This window comes from Plantactinospora sp. A48 (genome assembly GCF_055793945.1).
The window spans coordinates 1-17,219 of record NZ_JBTIXF010000036.1 but is presented as its reverse complement, the minus strand read 5'-3'; the positions used below and the strand labels follow the sequence as shown (position 1 = coordinate 17,219).

General features: G+C 72.7%; 17 protein-coding genes. 6 read left to right on the top strand and 11 right to left on the bottom strand.

The features are described from left to right. Nucleotides 1-45 precede the first annotated feature (45 nt). From ACXN5W_RS18900 to ACXN5W_RS18855, 10 genes are all read right to left on the bottom strand, one after another. The gene (locus ACXN5W_RS18900; RefSeq protein WP_473159642.1) at nt 46-567 is read right to left on the bottom strand and encodes a 3-hydroxyanthranilate 3,4-dioxygenase; all 522 of its coding nucleotides are present in this window, start codon (nt 565-567) and stop codon (nt 46-48) included. Beyond that, complete coding sequence (locus ACXN5W_RS18895; RefSeq protein WP_473159641.1) at nt 560-1,006, bottom strand: RidA family protein; 447 nt, start codon at nt 1,004-1,006, stop codon at nt 560-562. Before ACXN5W_RS18895 ends, ACXN5W_RS18900 begins: the two co-directional genes overlap by 8 nt. A gap of 207 nt (nt 1,007-1,213) precedes the next feature. After that, entirely contained in the window at nt 1,214-1,987 is a 774-nt protein-coding gene (locus ACXN5W_RS18890; protein ID WP_473159640.1) for a 2-keto-4-pentenoate hydratase, read from the bottom strand. Further along, the gene (dmpG, locus tag ACXN5W_RS18885) at nt 1,984-3,045 is read right to left on the bottom strand and encodes a 4-hydroxy-2-oxovalerate aldolase (RefSeq protein WP_473159639.1); all 1,062 of its coding nucleotides are present in this window, start codon (nt 3,043-3,045) and stop codon (nt 1,984-1,986) included. Before dmpG ends, ACXN5W_RS18890 begins: the two co-directional genes overlap by 4 nt. 22 nt (nt 3,046-3,067) lie before the next feature. After that, complete coding sequence (locus tag ACXN5W_RS18880) at nt 3,068-4,027, bottom strand: acetaldehyde dehydrogenase (acetylating) (protein WP_473159638.1); 960 nt, start codon at nt 4,025-4,027, stop codon at nt 3,068-3,070. Between the two features lie 110 nt (nt 4,028-4,137). Next, a complete protein-coding gene (locus ACXN5W_RS18875; protein ID WP_473159680.1) occupies nt 4,138-4,959 on the bottom strand; it encodes a 2-keto-4-pentenoate hydratase in 822 nt (273 codons plus the stop codon). 109 nt (nt 4,960-5,068) lie between these two features. Next, nucleotides 5,069-6,553 carry a 2-hydroxymuconic semialdehyde dehydrogenase gene (locus tag ACXN5W_RS18870; RefSeq protein WP_473159679.1) on the bottom strand — a complete coding sequence of 495 codons (1,485 nt, stop codon included), beginning with the start codon at nt 6,551-6,553 and terminating at the stop codon, nt 5,069-5,071. Between the two features lie 20 nt (nt 6,554-6,573). Next, nucleotides 6,574-7,935 carry an FAD-dependent oxidoreductase gene (locus ACXN5W_RS18865; protein WP_473159637.1) on the bottom strand — a complete coding sequence of 454 codons (1,362 nt, stop codon included), beginning with the start codon at nt 7,933-7,935 and terminating at the stop codon, nt 6,574-6,576. Continuing rightward, entirely contained in the window at nt 7,932-9,278 is a 1,347-nt protein-coding gene (gene kynU / locus ACXN5W_RS18860; RefSeq protein WP_473159678.1) for a kynureninase, read from the bottom strand. The genes ACXN5W_RS18865 and kynU overlap by 4 nt, the downstream gene beginning before the upstream one ends. 182 nt (nt 9,279-9,460) lie before the next feature. Beyond that, complete coding sequence (locus tag ACXN5W_RS18855; protein ID WP_473159636.1) at nt 9,461-10,354, bottom strand: tryptophan 2,3-dioxygenase; 894 nt, start codon at nt 10,352-10,354, stop codon at nt 9,461-9,463. Between the two features lie 193 nt (nt 10,355-10,547). Between ACXN5W_RS18855 and ACXN5W_RS18850 the strand changes: the two genes are divergently transcribed. The 3 genes from ACXN5W_RS18850 to ACXN5W_RS18840 all read left to right on the top strand — a co-directional run bounded on the left by ACXN5W_RS18850 (nt 10,548) and on the right by ACXN5W_RS18840 (nt 12,702). Continuing rightward, a complete protein-coding gene (locus ACXN5W_RS18850; protein ID WP_473159635.1) occupies nt 10,548-10,991 on the top strand; it encodes an Lrp/AsnC family transcriptional regulator in 444 nt (147 codons plus the stop codon). Nucleotides 10,992-11,263: 272 nt separating this feature from the next. Next, a complete protein-coding gene (locus ACXN5W_RS18845) occupies nt 11,264-11,770 on the top strand; it encodes a hypothetical protein (protein WP_473159634.1) in 507 nt (168 codons plus the stop codon). Between the two features lie 11 nt (nt 11,771-11,781). Further along, nucleotides 11,782-12,702, top strand: coding sequence for a class F sortase (locus ACXN5W_RS18840; protein WP_473159633.1), 921 nt, complete (start codon nt 11,782-11,784; stop codon nt 12,700-12,702). 72 nt (nt 12,703-12,774) lie between these two features. Here the strand turns inward: ACXN5W_RS18840 and ACXN5W_RS18835 are convergent, their stop codons facing one another. Further along, nucleotides 12,775-13,308: an HNH endonuclease gene (locus ACXN5W_RS18835; protein WP_473159632.1), complete on the bottom strand. Its 534-nt coding sequence runs from the start codon at nt 13,306-13,308 to the stop codon at nt 12,775-12,777. A gap of 288 nt (nt 13,309-13,596) precedes the next feature. Between ACXN5W_RS18835 and ACXN5W_RS18830 the strand changes: the two genes are divergently transcribed. The 3 genes from ACXN5W_RS18830 to ACXN5W_RS18820 all read left to right on the top strand — a co-directional run bounded on the left by ACXN5W_RS18830 (nt 13,597) and on the right by ACXN5W_RS18820 (nt 17,073). After that, the gene (locus ACXN5W_RS18830; protein WP_473159631.1) at nt 13,597-14,658 is read left to right on the top strand and encodes a mechanosensitive ion channel family protein; all 1,062 of its coding nucleotides are present in this window, start codon (nt 13,597-13,599) and stop codon (nt 14,656-14,658) included. 365 nt (nt 14,659-15,023) lie between these two features. Next, on the top strand, nt 15,024-16,439 hold the full coding sequence (locus tag ACXN5W_RS18825) for an MFS transporter (protein WP_473159630.1): 1,416 nt from the start codon (nt 15,024-15,026) through the stop codon (nt 16,437-16,439). Between the two features lie 217 nt (nt 16,440-16,656). Next, the gene (locus ACXN5W_RS18820; protein ID WP_473159629.1) at nt 16,657-17,073 is read left to right on the top strand and encodes a globin; all 417 of its coding nucleotides are present in this window, start codon (nt 16,657-16,659) and stop codon (nt 17,071-17,073) included. Nucleotides 17,074-17,219 lie beyond the last annotated feature (146 nt).

Here is a 17,219-nt window from a genome sequence, read left to right as displayed (position 1 = left end):
CGGCCGGAGCCGACGGACCGGGCGACGGCCGGGCCGGCTGAGCCATCAGCCCTTGCCCGGATGCACGGTGCCACACCGGTCACAGGTGCGGGCCGACTCGTCGGCGTAGAACGCCTCGAACACCGGCGGCAGGTCGGCGGCGATGTCCCGGACCTGGAGTTCCACTTCGTACACCCGGTTACCGCACTCGGCGCAGTACCACTGGAACCTCTCCAGCGTCCCGGGCTCGCGCACCCGTTCCACCACCATGCCGATCGAACCGGCCTCCCGCTGCGGCGAGTGCGGGGTGTCGCGGGGCAGCATCCACATCTGACCCTCCCGGACGTCCACCCGACGCGGACCGTCCGGCAGCATCAGGTTGATGTGCATGTCGCCCTTGACCTGGTAGAAGAATTCCTCGTACGGGTCGACGTGAAAGTCGGTGCGCTGGTTCGGGCCACCGACCACCATCACGATGAAGTCGCTGCCGCCGGGGAACATCTCCCGGTTGCCGACCGGCGGCTTGAGCAGGTGCTGGTTGTCGGCGATCCAACCGGGAAAGCTGAACGGCTCGGCGATCTCACTCACGACCAACCTCCTTGGCAAGGGCGCCGTCGGGCAGCGCGGCGACGGCCTGGATCTCGATGAGCAGGTGCGGGTGCGGCAGTTGGTGTACCGCCACCGTGGTCCGGGTCGGCCCGGTGGCGTCGAAGAACTCCGCGTAGACCTCGTTGTAGCCACCGAAGTCGTTCATGTTGACCAGATACGTGGTGACCTGCACCAGGTCGGTGAGGTCCGCGCCCACCGAACGCAGCAGGTCCCGCATGTTCTCCAGCACCGCCCGGGTCTGCACCCGGATGTCCAGCGAAGTGGTGCCGAGCGCGTCGACCCGCGCGCCGGCGATGGTGTTGTCCGGCCGACGGGACGACGTACCGGAGACGAAGACGAACCCACCAGCCACTTTGACGTGCGGAAACGCCCCCCGCGGCACCGCCTTCCCGGCCACGGTCCGCGCCTCAGCGACCATCGCCCCCACCCCCCGCCACCGACGGACAGGCAGCGCCCACCGACTGGTTTCCGGCCGTTCCGCCCCACGCAGGGATCAAGCCTGACCGCCCGGAGTGGGGCGGGACGGCCGGAAACCAACACCGCACCCCGCCGCCGCCCGCCGACACCAGACCTGACCGCCCGGAGTGGGGCGGGGTGGCCGGAAACCAACCCGGCGCCACCCCGGTCACGACGACGCCTTCAGCGAGGCCGCGCCGAGCTTCTCCACCACGGCCCGGACGTGCGCGCCGGGCCGCAGCGGTACGGCCGCGGTCGCCGCGCCGGCCAGGAACACCCAACCGTCGCGCAGCCGGACGCCGTACCGGCCGGCCAGCCGTACCCCCTCGGCCAGCGCCCGGCGCGGGTCGCCGAGGATGGCCGCGGTCGAACCGACCTGGGCGACCCGCCCGTCGATCTCCAGCAGCACGCCGAGGTTGTCCAGCCCGTCCGGTACGGGCGACCACTGGCCCACCACGAACGCGGCGGCCGAGGTGTTGTCGGCGATCACGTCGGGCAGCGAGAACCGGAAGTCGGCGTACCGGGAGTCGATCAGCTCGATCGCCGGGGCGACCGCCCGGACGGCGGAGCCGAAGTCGACGAGGGGTTCACCCGGCTCGGGCAGCCGGTCGAGCAGGAACGCCACCTCGGGTTCGACCCGGGGATGGATGAGTCCGGCCGGGTCCACGGTGCCGCCGTCGGGCACCCGCATCGCGTCGGTCAGCCGGCCCCAGATGACCTCGTCCACGCCCACCTGGGCCATCTTGGCCCGGCTGGTCAGCCCCATTTTCACCCCGGCCAGCCGTTCGCCTCGGGTCAGCCGGCGCTCGACCAGGGCGGTCTGCACGGCGTACGCGCCGTCGACGTCCAGACCGGCCGCCGCCGCGAGCTGCGCGGTGGGCGTCGCGGTGTCGGCGGCGGTACCCAGCCGCTCGGCCAGGGCCGTGACGTCGGGCGGGGTCATGACGCCTCCCGGTTGGCCAGGTCGAGGGCCACGTCCACGATCATGTCCTCCTGCCCGCCGACCATCCGCCGGCGGCCCAGTTCGACCAGGATCGACCGGACGTCCACGCCGTACTTCGCCGAGGCCCGCTCGGCGTGCCGCAGGAAGCTGGAGTAGACCCCGGCGTAGCCCAGCGACAGCGTCTCCCGGTCCACCCGTACCGGCCGGTCCTGGAGCGGCCGGACCAGGTCGTCGGCGGCGTCCATCAGCGCGAACACGTCGCAGCCGTGCTTCCAGCCGTGCAGTTCGGCCACCGCCACGAAGACCTCCAGCGGCGCGTTCCCGGCCCCGGCGCCCTGACCGGCCAGCGAGGCGTCCACCCGGACGGTCCGCCCGGCCGGCGCGGCCGGGTCCGCCGGGCCGGGACCGGGGATCCGGCCGTGCTCCACCGCGGCCACGCTGTTGGCCACCCCCAGTGACAGGTTGTGGTGCGCGTGGATGCCGATCTGCGTGGTGGGTTCCAACACCTGCCGGTACGCGTCGACCCGCTCGGCCACGTCCCGGGTGAGCAGCCGGCCACCCGAGTCGGTCACGTAGACGCAGTGCGCGCCGTACGACTCCATCAGTTTGGCCTGGGCGGCCAGCCCGGCCGGGTCGTTCAGGTGCGCCATCATCAGGAACCCGGAGACGTCCATCCCGTTCTCCCGGGCCCACGAGATGTGCTGGGCCGAGATGTCCGCCTCGGTGCAGTGGGTGGCGATCCGTACGCTGGTCACCCCGAGATCCCGGGCGGCCCGCAGGTCGGCGATGGTGCCGATGCCGGGCAGCAGCAGCGTGGTGAGCCGGGCGTTGGTCAGCACCTCGGCCGCCGCGCCGATCCAGTCGGCGTCGCTGGCCGCGCCGTGCCCGTAGTTGACGCTGGAGCCGGCCAGCCCGTCGCCGTGCGCCACCTCGACGGCCGCCACCCCGGCCGCGTCCAGGGCCGCTGCGATGGCCCGGACCTGCTCGACGGTGTACCGGTGCCCGATGGCGTGCATGCCGTCCCGCAGCGTCACGTCCTGGACATAAAGCTCGCTCATGACGGCTCCTCGCTACGCTCGCTCATTGGGCTGCTCCCGTTCCGCGCAGGCCGGTCAGCCGGTCGGCGGCCCGGACGGCCACCAGCCGCTCCCCGGTGCGCAGTGCGGCCGAGGTCATGATGTCCAGGTTGCCGGCGTACGCCGGCAGGTAGTGCCCGGCGCCGGAGACCTCCAGGAAGACCGACACCTGCAACCCGGTGAACCGTCCGCCGAGCGCGGGCACGAAGCTGTCCACGAGGTCGAACTGCACCTCCTGCTTGAGCCGGTAGCCCGGGACGTACCGCTGGACCGTGGCCACCATGTCGGCCACGGAACCGGCGATGGCCGTCCGGTCGGCGTCGGCGTCCGGGCAGAGGCAGTAGACGGTGTCGCGCATCAGCAGCGGCGGATCGGCCGGGTTCAGCACGATGATCGCCTTGCCCCGCCCGGCGCCGCCGACCACCTCGATGGCCCGCGCGGTGGTCTCGGTGAACTCGTCGATGTTGGCCCGGGTGCCCGGCCCGGCGGACTTCGAGGCGATCGAGGCGACGATCTCCCCGTACGCGACCGGGGTGACCCGGCCGACCGCCGCGACGATCGGCACGGTGGCCTGGCCGCCGCAGGTGACCATGTTGACGTTGCGTTCGTGCAGGTGCGCGTCCAGGTTCACCGGGGGCACCACGTACGGGCCGAGGGCGGCCGGGGTCAGGTCGACAACGGTCCGGCCGTGCGCGGCCAGCACCGCGTCGTTGTGCCGGTGCGCCCCGGCCGAGGTGGCGTCGAAGACCAGTTCCACGTCGGCGAACTCGGGCAACGCCACCAGCCCGGCCACTCCGCCGGCGGTGGTGGCCACGCCGAACCGGCGGGCCCGGGCCAGTCCGTCGGAGTCCGGGTCGACGCCCGCCATGGCGACCATCCGGAGCGTCTCCGACACCCGCAACACCTTGATCATCAGATCGGTGCCGATGTTGCCCGACCCGATCACGGCCACGCCATGGGTCAAGTCCCGTCCTCCGTTCATGGGTCCACCGTCAACTGATCCACTTCCACCGCTCACTGAGACACCGCTCACCGCGCCGCTGCTCGCTGCGCCGTCGCTCATTGCTCCGTTGCTCACCGGGGCCCCGCTTCGCGGGCCGGTTCGGCGGAGAAGCAGGTGCGGACCGAGCCGAGACCGGAGATCCGGGCCTCGTACGCGCCGCCCGGGGTCACCGGCACCATCGGGCCGAGCGCGCCGGACAGCACCACGTCGCCGGCCCGCAGCGGATCACCGCCCCGGACCAGGGTGGCCGCCAGCCAGGCCAGCGCGTGCAACGGGTTGCCCAGGCAGGCCGCGCCGGCACCCACCGACACCGGCTCACCGGCGTGCTCCAGCACCATGCCGCACAGCCGCAGGTCCACGTCGGCCAGCCGGCGCGGCGTGGTACCGAGCACGAACAGCCCGCTGGAGGCGTTGTCCGCCACCGTGTCCACGATGGAGATGTCCCAGCCGGCGATCCGGGAGTCGACGATCTCGATGGCCGGCAGCAGGTGGTCCACCGCCCGGATGACGTCCACGGTGGTCACCCGCTCGTCGGTCAGGTCGGCGCCGAGCACGAACGCCACCTCGGCCTCGACCCGGGGCTGGAGCAGCCGGTCGAGGTCCACCTCGGCCCCGTCGGGCACCGCCATGGCGTCGGTGAGGACGCCGAAGTCCGGCTCGTACACCCCGAAGGTCTCCTGGACCGCCCGGGAGGTCAGGCCGATCTTCGCGCCCACCCGGCGTCCACCGCCGGCCAGCCACCGCCGTACCTGATGGCGCTGCACCTGGTACGCGGCCTCGACGTCACCGGCCGGCAGCAACCGCCCACGCAGCGGCGGGCAGGGCTGGCCCTTCTCCCGGGCCACGTCCAGTTCGGCGGCGGCCGCCGCCACGTCGAACGGAGCCGGGTCGATGACCCACTCGCCGGACTGGTTCCGCTCGCTCACGTCGGCTCCTCGCTGCGCTCGGACCCGCCAGGCGGCTCCACCGCACCGACCCTGATGATTCCCTCGCTGCGCCCGGTCATGACAGGTCCACGCAGACGTTCGTGAGTTCGGAGTAGAAGTCCAGTGAGTGGGTGCCGCCCTCGCGACCGATGCCGCTGGCCTTGACGCCGCCGAACGGGGTCCGCAGGTCCCGCAGGAACCAGGTGTTCACCCAGACGATGCCGGCGTCGAGCCGGCCGCCGGCCCGGTGCGCCCGGCCGACGTCCCGGGTCCAGACGGTCGCCGCCAGGCCGTAGTCACTGTCGTTGGCCAGCGCGAACGCCTCCTCCTCGTCGTCGAACGGCGCGAGGTGGACCACCGGACCGAAGATCTCCTCCCGGTTGGTCCGGGCCGCCGGCCCGAGGCCGGTCAGCACCGTGGGCTGGACGTACGCGCCACCGTCCCGGGCGTCACCGAAGCTCGGCGTGCCACCGCCGGCCAGCACCTGCGCACCCTCGGCGCGGGCCAGGTCGTAGTAGCCGAGCACCTTGTCCCGGTGCTGGCGGGAGATCAGCGGCATGTTCGCGGTGGCCTCGTCCGCCGGCCAGCCGTACGGCAGCGCGGTCGCCCGGTCCGCCAGCCGCTCGGCGAACTCGGCGAAGACCGGCCGCTGCACGTAGAGCCGCTCCGTACACAGGCAGACCTGGCCACCGTTGGTGAAGCTGGACCGCACCGAGCCGGCCACCGCGGCGGTCAGGTCGGCGTCGGCGAAGACCAGGCCGGCGTTCTTGCCGCCGAGTTCGAAGGAGACCGCCTTCACCCCGTCGGCGGCGGCCCGCATGATGGCGCTGCCGGTCGCCGACTCGCCGGTGAAGGTGATGGCGTCCACCCCGGGGTGCCGGGTCAGGAACTCGCCGGCCGAATCCGGTCCGAACCCGTGGACCAGGTTGAACACCCCGTCCGGTACGCCGGCCGCGGCCATCACCTCGGCGAGCAGCGTGGCCGAGGCCGGGGTCTCCTCGCTGGGCTTGACCACCACGGCGTTGCCGCAGGCCAGCGCGGGCGCCACCTTCCAGGTGAGCAGCAGCAGCGGCAGGTTCCACGGTACGACGACCGCGACCACCCCGACCGGCTTGCGGACCGCGTAGTTGAGGGCCCGGCCGCCGGTCGGGGTGACCGTCGTGAACGACTCGGTCGGCGCGCTGGCCACGATCTCGGCGAAGGCCCGGAAGTTGGCGGCCCCACGCGGGATGTCCAGGGTCCGGGCCTGGGAGATCGACTTGCCGGTGTCCGCCACCTCGGCGGTCACCAGATCGTCGAACCGGCGCTCCAGCTCGTCGGCGATCCGGCGCAGCACCTCGGCGCGGTCCCGCTCGCCGAGCCGACCCCAGGGTCCACGCAACGCGGCACGGGCGGCCGAGACGGCGGCGTCCACCGTGGCCTCGTCGGCCTCGGCCACCTCGAAGACGGTCTCCCCGGTGACCGGGCTGACCTTCGGGAAGGTCCTGCCGTCCGGCTCGACGAACCGACCGGCGACGAAGTTGCGGAGCAGGCCGGGCGCGCCCGCCGGGCGGCCCGCCATGAGTTCCGGATCCCAGCCCGTCACGCCCGCCTCCCCCGGCCACCGAGCACGGCCAGCGTGAGTGCGGCCACCCCGACCACCGCCGCGCCGAGCAACCGGTGCTGCCGGCGAACCCGGTCCCGAACGTCGGCGTACGGGGTGGTGGTGAACGACACCAGTTCGTACCGGGAGACGTACCGGCCGGGCAGTGCCCGCTCCAGCGCGTGCTCCACCCGCTTGCCGAGCTGGAACAGTGGCGACGCCACCCGGTCGCGCATCTCGACGAAGTTGTCCAGCGCCATCTGCGCGATCGCCTCCGTGTTGGGTTCGCGGCGCGCCTGGAACAGCGGCAGCGCCGCCGCCCAGTCGTCGCCGGTCTCGTCCAGGCAGCGGTCCAGCTCGACCACGTCCTCCAGGGCACAGTTGGCGCCCTGCCCGTAGAACGGCACGATCGCGTGCGCCGCGTCGCCCAGCAGACCGACCCGGCCGTACGCCTGCCACGGCGTACACCGGACGGTGCCGAGCCGCCCGACCGGATTGCGCTGGTAGTCCAGCGCCAGGTCGGGGGCCAGCGGCGGCACGTCGGGATACTCGGCGGCGAAGTGCCGTTCGACGGCGGCCGGGGTGGCCAGCGCGGTGAAGCCGCCGGGGCCGGCGTTGGGCCAGAACAGCGTGCAGGTGAACGAGCGGTCCGGGTTGGGCAGCGCGATCATCATCGAGTTGCCGCGCGGCCAGATGTGCAGCGCCGCCGGGTCCAGGGCGAAGTCGCCGTCCCGGGACGGGATGGTCAACTCCTTGTAGCCGTAGTCGAGCGGTTCGGACCGCTCGGTGAGCACGCCGAGCCGGACCAGTTCGGCGCGGACCGCCGAACGGGCGCCGTCCGCGCCGAGCACCACCGGCGCGGTGGCCGTGACGGTGCCGTCGGGACCCGCGAAGGTCATGGTCCCGGTTTCCGGGTCCAGCCCGGTGAGCCGGTGCGCGAAGACGGTCCGGACCCCGGGCAGCGCCTCGGCCGCGTTCAGCAGGGCGTTGTTCAGCGCTCCCCGGCTGATCGAGTTGATCGCCCGGTCGCCGGTCGCGCTGTACGGCTGGAAGTTCTCTCCCCCGTCGACGGGGTGGATCATCCGGCCCCACATCGGCAGCGCGTCGAGCATGGCCCGCTCGTCCAGCCCGATCCGGCGCAGCGCGTCGAGGCCACGCTCGGACAGCGCCAGGTTGATCGACCGGCCGCGTTCGGCCCGGCCGGTCCGCGGGTCCGGCCGTCGCTCGTAGAGTGCGACCCGGTAGCCGCGCCGGGCCAGATAGCAGGCCAGCAGGCAGCCGGCGAGTCCCGCGCCGACAACCGCGATCTCGCCGTCGCGCCGGGCCGCCGTCCCGGCCGGCCGGGTCGCCCCCTCGGTCACCGTCGTCCCTCCGTCGCCGGCACGATGGCGGCGAGGGCCTCGGCGGCCCGCCAGCAGTCGTGGTACGTCGAGTACAGCGGGACCGGGGCGAACCGGATGATGTCCGGCTCGCGGGCGTCGGCGATCACCCCGTACTCGTGCCGCAGCCGCCGGGCCAGTTCCGCGGCGCTCCCGGCGCCGGACCGACTGGACCCGTGCGCGCCTCCGCCGGACCCCGGTTCCGGCAGCGCGCGGGTGATCCGGACCGAGAGTTGGCAGCCGCGTCGTTCGGGATCGCTCGGGGTGACCACGGTGAGCGGCCGGGCGGCGGTCACCTGGTCCAGCAGCCCGGCCAGATACCCGGTGAGCCGCCGACTGCGCTCGCGCAGCACCGGCATCCCGATCGAGTCGAACAGTTCCAGCGAGGTTCGCACCGGGCCCATCGCGAAGATCGGCGGGTTGGAGATGGCCCACGCCTCGGCCGTGGCCGGCGGCCGGGCCACCGGGGTCATCTCGAACCGGGTCGCCGCCTCGGTGCTCCACCAACCCTCGAACCGTTGCAGGTCGACCCGGCCGAGGTGGCGTTCGTGGACGAAGACCCCGGACAGCGCCCCGGGGCCGGCGTTGAGGTACTTGTACGAGCACCAGGCCGCGAAGTCCACGTCCCAGTCGTGCAGCCGCAGCGGCACGTTGCCCGCCGCGTGCGCCAGGTCCCACCCCACGGTCACGCCGGCGGACCGGGCCGCGGCGGTGATGGCCGGCATGTCGAGCAGTTCACCGGTCAGGTAGTTCACCCCGCCGAGCAGCACCAGGGCGGTCCGGTCGCCTTCGGCGGCCAGGTGGTCCAGGATGTCCGAGGTCCGCAGCGTGTCCTCGCCGGGGCGCGGGCGCAGCCGTACCACCTCGGTTTCCGGGTCGAGCCCGTGGAACCGGACCTGGCTGCGTACCGCGTAGCTGTCCGAGGGGAAGGCGTTGTCCTCGATGACGATCCGGGTCCGCTGCCCGGCTGGCCGGTAGAACGAGACCATCAGCAGGTGCAGGTTGACCGTGAGCGAGTTCATCACCACGGTCTCCGCCGGGCGGGCGCCGACCAGTCGCGCGGCCGGCTCCGCGAGCGGTTCGTGGTACGACAGCCAGGCGCGTTCGGCCTCCAGATGGCCCTCGACGCCCAGCTCCCGCCAGGCGTCCAGGTCGGCCAGCAGTTCGGCCCGGGTGGCCCGGGGTTGCAGCCCCAGCGAGTTGCCGGCCAGATAGGCCGTCTCGGCGTACCGGCCGCCCGTCGCGGGCGGCACGTGGAACAGGTGCCGGTGTCCGGGATCGGCCTCGTCCAGCCGACGGGCCGCCGTCTCGGTCCCGGCCCCGATCGGCGGCCGGGTTTCGGTCTCGGGTCCGGCCCCGGTCGGCGGCCGGGTTTCGGTCTCGGGTCCGGCCTCGGTCGGCGGCCGGGTTTCGGTCCCGGTCCCGGCCCCGGTCGGCGGCCGGGTTTCGGTCCCGGCCCCGGGCCGGGTCTCTGGGGTGGTGGTCACGGGGTGTTCCGTCCTCTCCCTCACATGCTCGTCCGGGCCGACCACAGCTCCGGGAAGACCACCCGGGCCATGCTGCGCTGCAACCAGGCCAGCCCGTTCGATCCGCCGCTGCCGACCTTGGCGCCCATGCTGCGCTGCACCGCCTTGACGTGCTGATAGCGCCAGTCCCCGAACTGCTCGGCCAGCTCGGCCAGCGCCTCACCGAGCAGCCGCAGGTGGTTGTCCGGTCCGCCGTCGGCGTAGACCGCCACCCAGGCCGCCTCGACCGCCGGGTCCGGCTCGTAGTCGGCCGCGTGGTCCCGGTGCAGCACCTCGGCCGGCACGGCGAACCCGCGCCGGTCCAGCAACGCCAGCACGTCGTCCCAGAGGCTCGGGGCGGCCAGCGTGGCGACCAGCTCGGCGTACTGGTCGGCCTGCCGGTGGAACGGCCGGATCAGCGCCGGGTTGCGCAGCCCGAGCAGGAACTCCAGGTGCCGGTACATGGCGGACTGGAAACCCGACGCCTCGCCGAGCTCGTCGCGGAACCGGTTGAAGTCGGCGGGTGTCATCCAGCTCAGCGCCCGCCAGGCCCCGTTCAGCCCCTCCAGTTCGAGCGCGGCCCGACGCAGCGGGGCGAGCGCCGCCCACACGTCGTCGGCGCGGAGCAGGCGGGACGCCTCCCGCAGCTCGAAGCAGACGAGCTTGAAGTACAGCTCCATGATCTGGCTGACCATCAGGAACGACATCTCGCCGGGTTCACCGGTGATCGGGTACTGCAACCGGTGCAGCGTGCTGGCCCGGACGTACGCGTCGTACGGCACCTGATCGGGGAATTCCAGGGTCGGGCCGCCGTTGTTGGCCTCGGCCCGGGCGGTCCGATCCGCCGCGGTGACCGGGCGCACCGCGACCGGGGCCCGCAGTTCCGTGCTCTCCACCTGTCCAGTCCCTTCGTGGCCGACCCGGCCGGGCCCGGCCGGCGGTGTTGTGGCCGGTCGGAGCCCGCGGGGTAGCGTTCATGGTCGCGCGACCGGATCGTGGAACGGAAGACAGGATCCACGGCTCTGACCGGTTCCGACCGCAAGATCTGCTCCGATCGGAACGGATCGCTTTAAGAAGGAAAGGTTCCCCGTGGACGAGATGGACTGGGCGCTGCTTCGGGAGCTTCAGGCCGACGCGCGGCTGTCGTACAGCGAACTGTCCCGCCGGGTCCACCTGTCCCCGCCGGCCGTGGCCGAACGGGTGCGCCGGCTGGAGGAATCCGGCGTGGTGACCGGTTACCACGCCCACGTCGACCTGGCCCGGGCCGGCCGCAGCGTGGTGGCCCTGATCGAGATGTCCTGCTACGGCCCCCGTTGCGTGCTGCGTGACCCGGAGGTGCCGACCTGGCCGGAGATCCTGGAGATCATGCGGATCACCGGCGACGCGTGCAGCGTGCTGAAGGTGGCCGCCGGATCCATCGACTCCTTCGAGCGGCTGATCGACCGACTCGCCCCGTACGGCCGCCCAGCCAGCACCATGGTGCTGTCCACCCCACTCGACCGCCGCTCAATCCTCCCCCTCCCCCCACCCTGACCCCCCTCCCCGACCTCCCCACCCCCCATCCCCCCTCCCCCCCCTCTCCCTCCCCCCTCATGGTTGATCATGAAGTTAGCCGGCTTTTTGATCTTCAAATCGACCGCTAACTTCATGATCAACGCGGGAGGGGGCGGGGGCGGAGCGGGCGGGGGGATGGGGGGTGGGGAGGAGGGGTCGGGGGGTGGGTGTTCAACGGTGCGTAGGGGGAACGCAGTGGCACGTCGAGAGCACCCATGCACCACCGGCCCATGGCCGGATAAGGGGGGATCATGCGGGGTCTGACGTTCCTGCGCACCGTGGCCGCCGCGATCACGCTGGCCGGCACGCTCGCACTGCTGGCCGGACCGGCCGGCGCCGGGCAGAACGCCACGGTCGACGTGACGCCCAGCACCGCCGAACCGGGCAGCCGGATCAACATCCGGGCGAACTGCGACGACGGCAACAACCGGCAGGCCAACGTGCAGTCCGACGCCTTCGGGCGGGTGATGGTACGGCCGGACAACGGCGTGTTGACCGGCTCGGCCACGATCCCGGGCAACAAGGCGCCCGGCGAGTACCCGGTGAACCTCACCTGTCCCAACAACAACAGCACCGCCAGCGCCACGCTGACGGTGGTCAACATGAGCAAGCCCTCGCAGGGCCCGGCCACCGGGGGTGGCGGCTCGGCGGGTAGCGGCTCCGGCGCGCTGGTGATCGCCGGCGGCCTCGGCATCGTGCTGCTCGGTGTCGGCTTCGGCCTGCATGGCCGGCGCCGGCGTAGCCCGCTGGCCCGCTGACCCGTCGGGCGATGCGGCCGATCCCACGCCCGGGACCACTGGCCCCACCGCCGGGGCCGCTGGGGGCACCGCCCAGCCGCGCCTGGGCGATTCTGCGCCAGGTGGTGCTCCAGGCCGGCGCCGCGAGCGTCACCACGCAGGATCCGGACGACTATCTGCCGCCGGGGACCCTGGAGGTCAAGCCGGCGGTCAGCCGCCCGGGACGCCTGCCCGGCCTCCCCGGACCGGCACCGTCCGGTGGCCGGTTCGGGCGGCGGCGTTGGGGCCGCGGCAGCGTTGCCCCGGGGGCACGCCGGGCCGGACCCGGTCGGTTCGGGCTCGGGCCGAGGTTGCCGGTCGCGCTGCTGGTCGTGCTGCTCGGGCTGGTCGTCACCGGGGTCGGCTATCAGCGGGCCACCGGACAGTCCCCGCTGCCGAGCGCGCTCTATCCGCAGCTGCGACAGCCACCCCGGAAGTATCCCCTGATGGGCGCCAGCCAGCCGACCCGGATCACCATCCGCTCGGTCAACCTGGAGGCGCCCGTCCAGCCCGTCGGCCTGGCCCCGGACGGCACGATCGCCACGCCGCCGCCGGACCGGCCGGACACCGCCGGCTGGTACGACCAGAGCCCGACCCCCGGCCAGTACGGTCCCGCCGTGCTGGTGGGACACGTGGACACCCGGACCGGTCCGGCCGTCTTCCACGGGCTGAGCCGGGTCCGTTCCGGCGACCGGGTGGAGATCGACCGCGCCGACGGCTCGACCGCGGTCTTCCAGGTCGACTCGTCGAAAAAATACGACAAGTCGCGGTTCCCCGCCGACCAGGTGTTCGGCGACTTCGACCGGCCCGGTCTCCGGTTGATCACCTGCGGCGGTCGCTGGGTGGGCGGGAAACTCGGCTACGCCGACAACATCGTCGTGTACGCCACCCTGGTCACCGCCCGCCCCGGGTGAAAGGAAGGGCCCCCTGTTATCGCTTTTTGTATAGCAAGGGCCCCTTGTTAACCGTTCGACATCGCTCGCCGGTCAGGCCGCCTCGGCCTCGCGCAGATCCAGCCAGTCCGCCCAGCGCGGATCCGGGGTCCGGTGGCCGAGAACGCGCCAGGCCGCCCCCTTGGGAGCGGCCGGTACGGTGTGCAACCGCCAACCGAGTTCGGCGGGCGTCCGGTCCCCCTTTGTGTGGTTGCACCGCGCACACGCCGCGACGACGTTCTCCCAGGCGTGCCGGCCACCCCGACTGCGCGGGAAGACGTGGTCGATCGTCTCGGCCGTCCCCCGGCAGTACGCACAGCGCCAACCGTCCCGGGCGAAGATCGCCCGCCGGGACAGCCCCACATGGGTCCGGTAGGGCACCCGGACGAACCGGGTCAGCCGGACCACCGACGGAACCGCCAGGACATTGCGGGCACTGTGCAGGACGCCCTCGCCGTCGCACACGCAGACTGCCTTCGCCGAGAGGACGAGAATCGCGGCTCGACGCACCGACACGACACACAGCGGCTCGTAGGTGGCATTGAGCACCAACGCACTGGAGCCCACCATGGGTCGTATGTCAGGCATCGTGCTCACCCTCCCGGTTGTTCCCAGCCCACTCCCGTCATCTGCCCGCCGGCCGCGGCCCGGTCCGGGTGGACCGCGGCCGGCGCCGGCAGATCACCGGCGCCCGTGCGCCCATCGTCCCCGATAGGTGCCTCGATTGCACGTACTAATCCGGGCTCACCCGGTGAACCTTTGCCGACGTGGGATCCCGGGTGCCCCGGTCCGGCCGCTGGGCGAACCCGACCGATCGGCCGGCGGTTCGGGCGGGTCGGCCGCCGGGACCGTCCGGCCGTGCGGTACTAAGACAGCGTGAGCGCGCTGTTCCTCCTCCTCGCCCCCGATCCGTCCGGTTCTTCCGTGGCCCCCGATCCCAGCCCCAGCTGCTCGGCCGACCCCTTCTGCCAGCAGGTCCTGGACTGGACCGGCTCCGCCTGGTTCGCCGAGGGCAGCTACTGGATCGTGCTGAAGCCGCTGCGGATCATCCTGATCGTGCTCGGCGCCATGCTGATCCGCTTCCTGCTGCACCGCTCGATCAGCCGGCTGGTCCGGACGACGGCCCGGACGGCCGTACCCGGGATGCTCCGGCCGCTGCGGGAACGGACGCCGAGCGGCCCCGGGAACCCGGCGACGGTGGTGCCGGAACGCCGCCGGCAGCGGGCCGAGGCGATCGGCTCGGTGCTGCGCAGCGGGGTGACCGCGACGATCTTCTCGATCGCGGCGCTCACCGTGCTGAGCGAGTTCAACTTCGACCTCGGGCCGCTGCTGGCCAGCGCCGGCATCGCCGGGGTGGCCATCGGCTTCGGCGCGCAGACGCTGGTGAAGGACCTGATCGCCGGGCTGTTCATGCTGATCGAGGACCAGTACGGGGTCGGCGACACGGTCGACCTCGGCGAGGCCACCGGCACGGTGGAGTCGGTCGGCCTGCGCGTGACGACGGTCCGGGACGGCCGGGGGGTCCTCTGGTACATCCGCAACGGCGAGATCGTCCGGGTCGGCAACAAGAGCCAGGGCTGGGGCATGGTGATCGTGGATCTGCCGATCGGCTTCGGCAACACCGAGGAGGCGACCGGGGTCCTGCACGCCGCGGCCGCCGAGGTCGCGGCGGACCCCGAGCTGGCGCCGTTGATCGTGGAGCCACCCGAGGTCCTCGGGGTCGAGCAGGTGACCGTCGACGGGACGGTGATCAGGACGGTGGCCAAGACGACCCCCGACGGCCAGGTGTCGGTCGGGCGGGCGCTGCGCCGACGGTTGACCGAGGCGCTGGACGAGTCGGGCATCACGTCCCGGCTGGCCACCGGATGGCCCTATCCCCGGCCGGCGGCACCGGGCGGGGGCACCGGCGAGGAGACCGGGCAGGGCGGTCCGACCTGACCCACGGCCGACCCGACGCGACGGAGCGGCCGGCGGGACCGGGAGGGGCGGGTCGCCTCCGGCGGGCAGCCGGTGCCGGCCGGTGACCGGACGGGCCGCCCCGGAAGCTCCGACGGGCCACCCGGATGGGCCGGCCGCCCGCCACGGCTATCCGCGACGAAGGGGTCGCGCTCCGCACAGTGGGTCCTGTATCGTCCGTTCGTTCAGTCGTAGATGCGACGAACCGTCCGTTCGCACTAGCCAGTCGTTGGACGATCGGGCAGAATTCGGGAAGTAAAGCTCCGTTTCGGAGCGTCACGAAGACCTCGCTGATCGGTACATGTGTCAGCGTTTTTCGACGGCTCCCACAGGAGCGGTCGGGAACGATGGAGGCCCTGTTGCCGGATGAGACGCATGGTCCAGAACGGCCGGCCACCTTTCGCGAGGTGTTTGCCGGATCCGAGTACCGGGCGCTTTTCACCGCCTCGGCGCTTTCCTGGATAGGCGACCACATCACCAAGGCCGCGGTCACCGTACTCGTTTATCAACAGACATCCTCGGTCGCCTTGTCGGCCGCGGCGTTCGCGGTCAGTTACCTGCCCTGGTTGGTCGGTGGCCCGCTACTCGCGGCGGTAGCCGAACGACACCCGTACCGCACCGTGATGGTCATCTGCGATCTGTGCCGGATGGGGCTGGTCGCGCTGGTCGCGCTGCCGTGGATGCCGGTGTGGGGAATGCTCGCCCTGCTCTTCGGCACCACCCTGCTCACCGCCCCGGCCCAGGCGGCCCGCTCCGCCACGATGCCGCAGATCCTGCCCGGCGACCGGCTGGTGGTCGGGCTCTCGGTGAACACCAGCACCGGTCAGGCCGCGCAGGTGCTCGGGTACGTCGTGGGTGCGACGATCGCCTCGGTGAACCCCGCGTACGCGCTGGTGGTCGACGCCCTGACCTTCGCCGCCTCCGCTCTGCTGGTCCGCTTCGGCCTGCGCCACCGGCCGCCGGCCCAGACCGGTCAGGCCCGGCGGCACCTGCTCCGGGAGACCGGCGACGGCTTCCGGATCGTCTTCGGCCGGCCCGTGCTGCGGGCCATCGCGATCATCGTCTTCGCCGCCACGCTGTTCGCGATCGTCCCCGAGGGACTCGCCGCGGGCTGGGCCGACGAGCGCACCTCGACCGAGGCGGGTCGCGGCATGGCCCAGGCGCTCATCATGGCCAGCAGCCCGGTCGGCTTCATCATCGGCAGCCTCTTCGTGGGTCGGCTGCTCCGGCCGAGCGTCCGCCAGTCCCTGGTCCGCCCGCTCGCCGTGATCGCACCGCTGTCGCTGGTGCCCGCGCTGCTGAACCCGTCCCCGGTGGTGGTGGCCGGCCTGTCGGCGCTCTGCGGGTTCGCCGTCGCGGGCCTGACGCCGGTGGCCAACGGCCTGTTCGTCCGGGCCCTGCCCAACGGGTACCGGGCCCGCGCCTTCGGGGTGATGGCGACCGGCCTCCAGGTCACCCAGGGCAGCGCCGTGCTGGTCACCGGCCTGCTATCGGACCACTTCAGCATCCCCAGCGTGGTCGGCCTGTGGAGCCTCGCCGGCGTCCTGCTGGTCGGTCTGGCCGCGCTGTACTGGCCGAGTCCGGAACGGTTCGACGAGGCGATCGCCGCGGCCCAGCGGGAGAGCGCCCGGTCGGAGGCCGGCGTCCGATCCGCCGACCCGAACGGCTCGAACCTGCCCGCCCAGTCGGCCGGTGGTGGACCGGCCCGGCCGGGTCCGCCAGCCCGGCCGTCGGGCTCGCCGGCCGACGCCCCCGCCCACTGACCGTCATACCCTCCGGGGCTCCGCCGTCCGTCGATGGCAGCCGAATCGACCGCCCCCGAGGCCTCCCCCGGCCGTGCCCGGCACCGTAGCGGTGGCGTCGGATCCGCGCCGGATCCGCGCCGGATCGGACCCGGCGAGGCCGGCAACCGGGTCCGCCGGTCCTGCTTCCCCGGCCGGCGAGGTCGGCGATCCGGGTGGCACCTGGCAGGATGGAACGGTGAATCCGTACGGGGAGAACGCGCAACCGCCGCAGGCCGAAACCTTCTTCGCGGCCATCGGTGGTGAGCCGACGTTCCGCAAACTCGTCGACGAGTTCTACGCCGGGGTGGCCCAGGATCCTCTGCTCCGCCCGATGTACCCGGAGGCGGACCTCGGTCCGGCCGCGGACCGGCTGACGCTGTTCCTGATGCAGTACTGGGGCGGTCCGAACACCTACTCGGCGGAACGCGGCCACCCCCGGCTGCGGATGCGGCACGCGCCGTTCCGGGTGGACGCGGCGGCCCGGGACGCCTGGTTGCGGCACATGCGCCAGGCGGTGGACAGCCTGGGGTTGCCTCCCGAGCAGCACGCGACGCTCTGGGACTACCTGGAGCGGGCCGCCTACTTCATGGTGAACACGGCGCACGAGGTCTGAGCCGGCGAGCGGGCCGCCTACTTCGTGGTGAACACGGCGCCGAGGTCTGAGCCGGGCGGGGGGGGGGGGGGGGGGGGGGGGGGGGGGGGGAGGGGAGGAAAGGAGAGAGAGGTGGGGACTCACAGGAGAAAAAAAGAGATCATCCC

Bases quoted from the DNA above. Each gene is read 5' to 3' on its own strand.
- ACXN5W_RS18895 (WP_473159641.1), bottom strand. From the start codon at position 1,006: ATGGTCGCTGAGGCGCGGACCGTGGCCGGGAAGGCGGTGCCGCGGGGG.
- ACXN5W_RS18890 (WP_473159640.1), bottom strand. From the start codon at position 1,987: ATGACCCCGCCCGACGTCACGGCCCTGGCCGAGCGGCTGGGTACCGCC.
- dmpG (WP_473159639.1), bottom strand. From the start codon at position 3,045: ATGAGCGAGCTTTATGTCCAGGACGTGACGCTGCGGGACGGCATGCAC.
- ACXN5W_RS18870 (WP_473159679.1), bottom strand. From the start codon at position 6,553: ATGGCGGGCCGCCCGGCGGGCGCGCCCGGCCTGCTCCGCAACTTCGTC.
- ACXN5W_RS18845 (WP_473159634.1), top strand. From the start codon at position 11,264: ATGCGGGGTCTGACGTTCCTGCGCACCGTGGCCGCCGCGATCACGCTG.
- ACXN5W_RS18840 (WP_473159633.1), top strand. From the start codon at position 11,782: ATGCGGCCGATCCCACGCCCGGGACCACTGGCCCCACCGCCGGGGCCG.
- ACXN5W_RS18835 (WP_473159632.1), bottom strand. From the start codon at position 13,308: ATGCCTGACATACGACCCATGGTGGGCTCCAGTGCGTTGGTGCTCAAT.
- ACXN5W_RS18825 (WP_473159630.1), top strand. From the start codon at position 15,024: ATGGAGGCCCTGTTGCCGGATGAGACGCATGGTCCAGAACGGCCGGCC.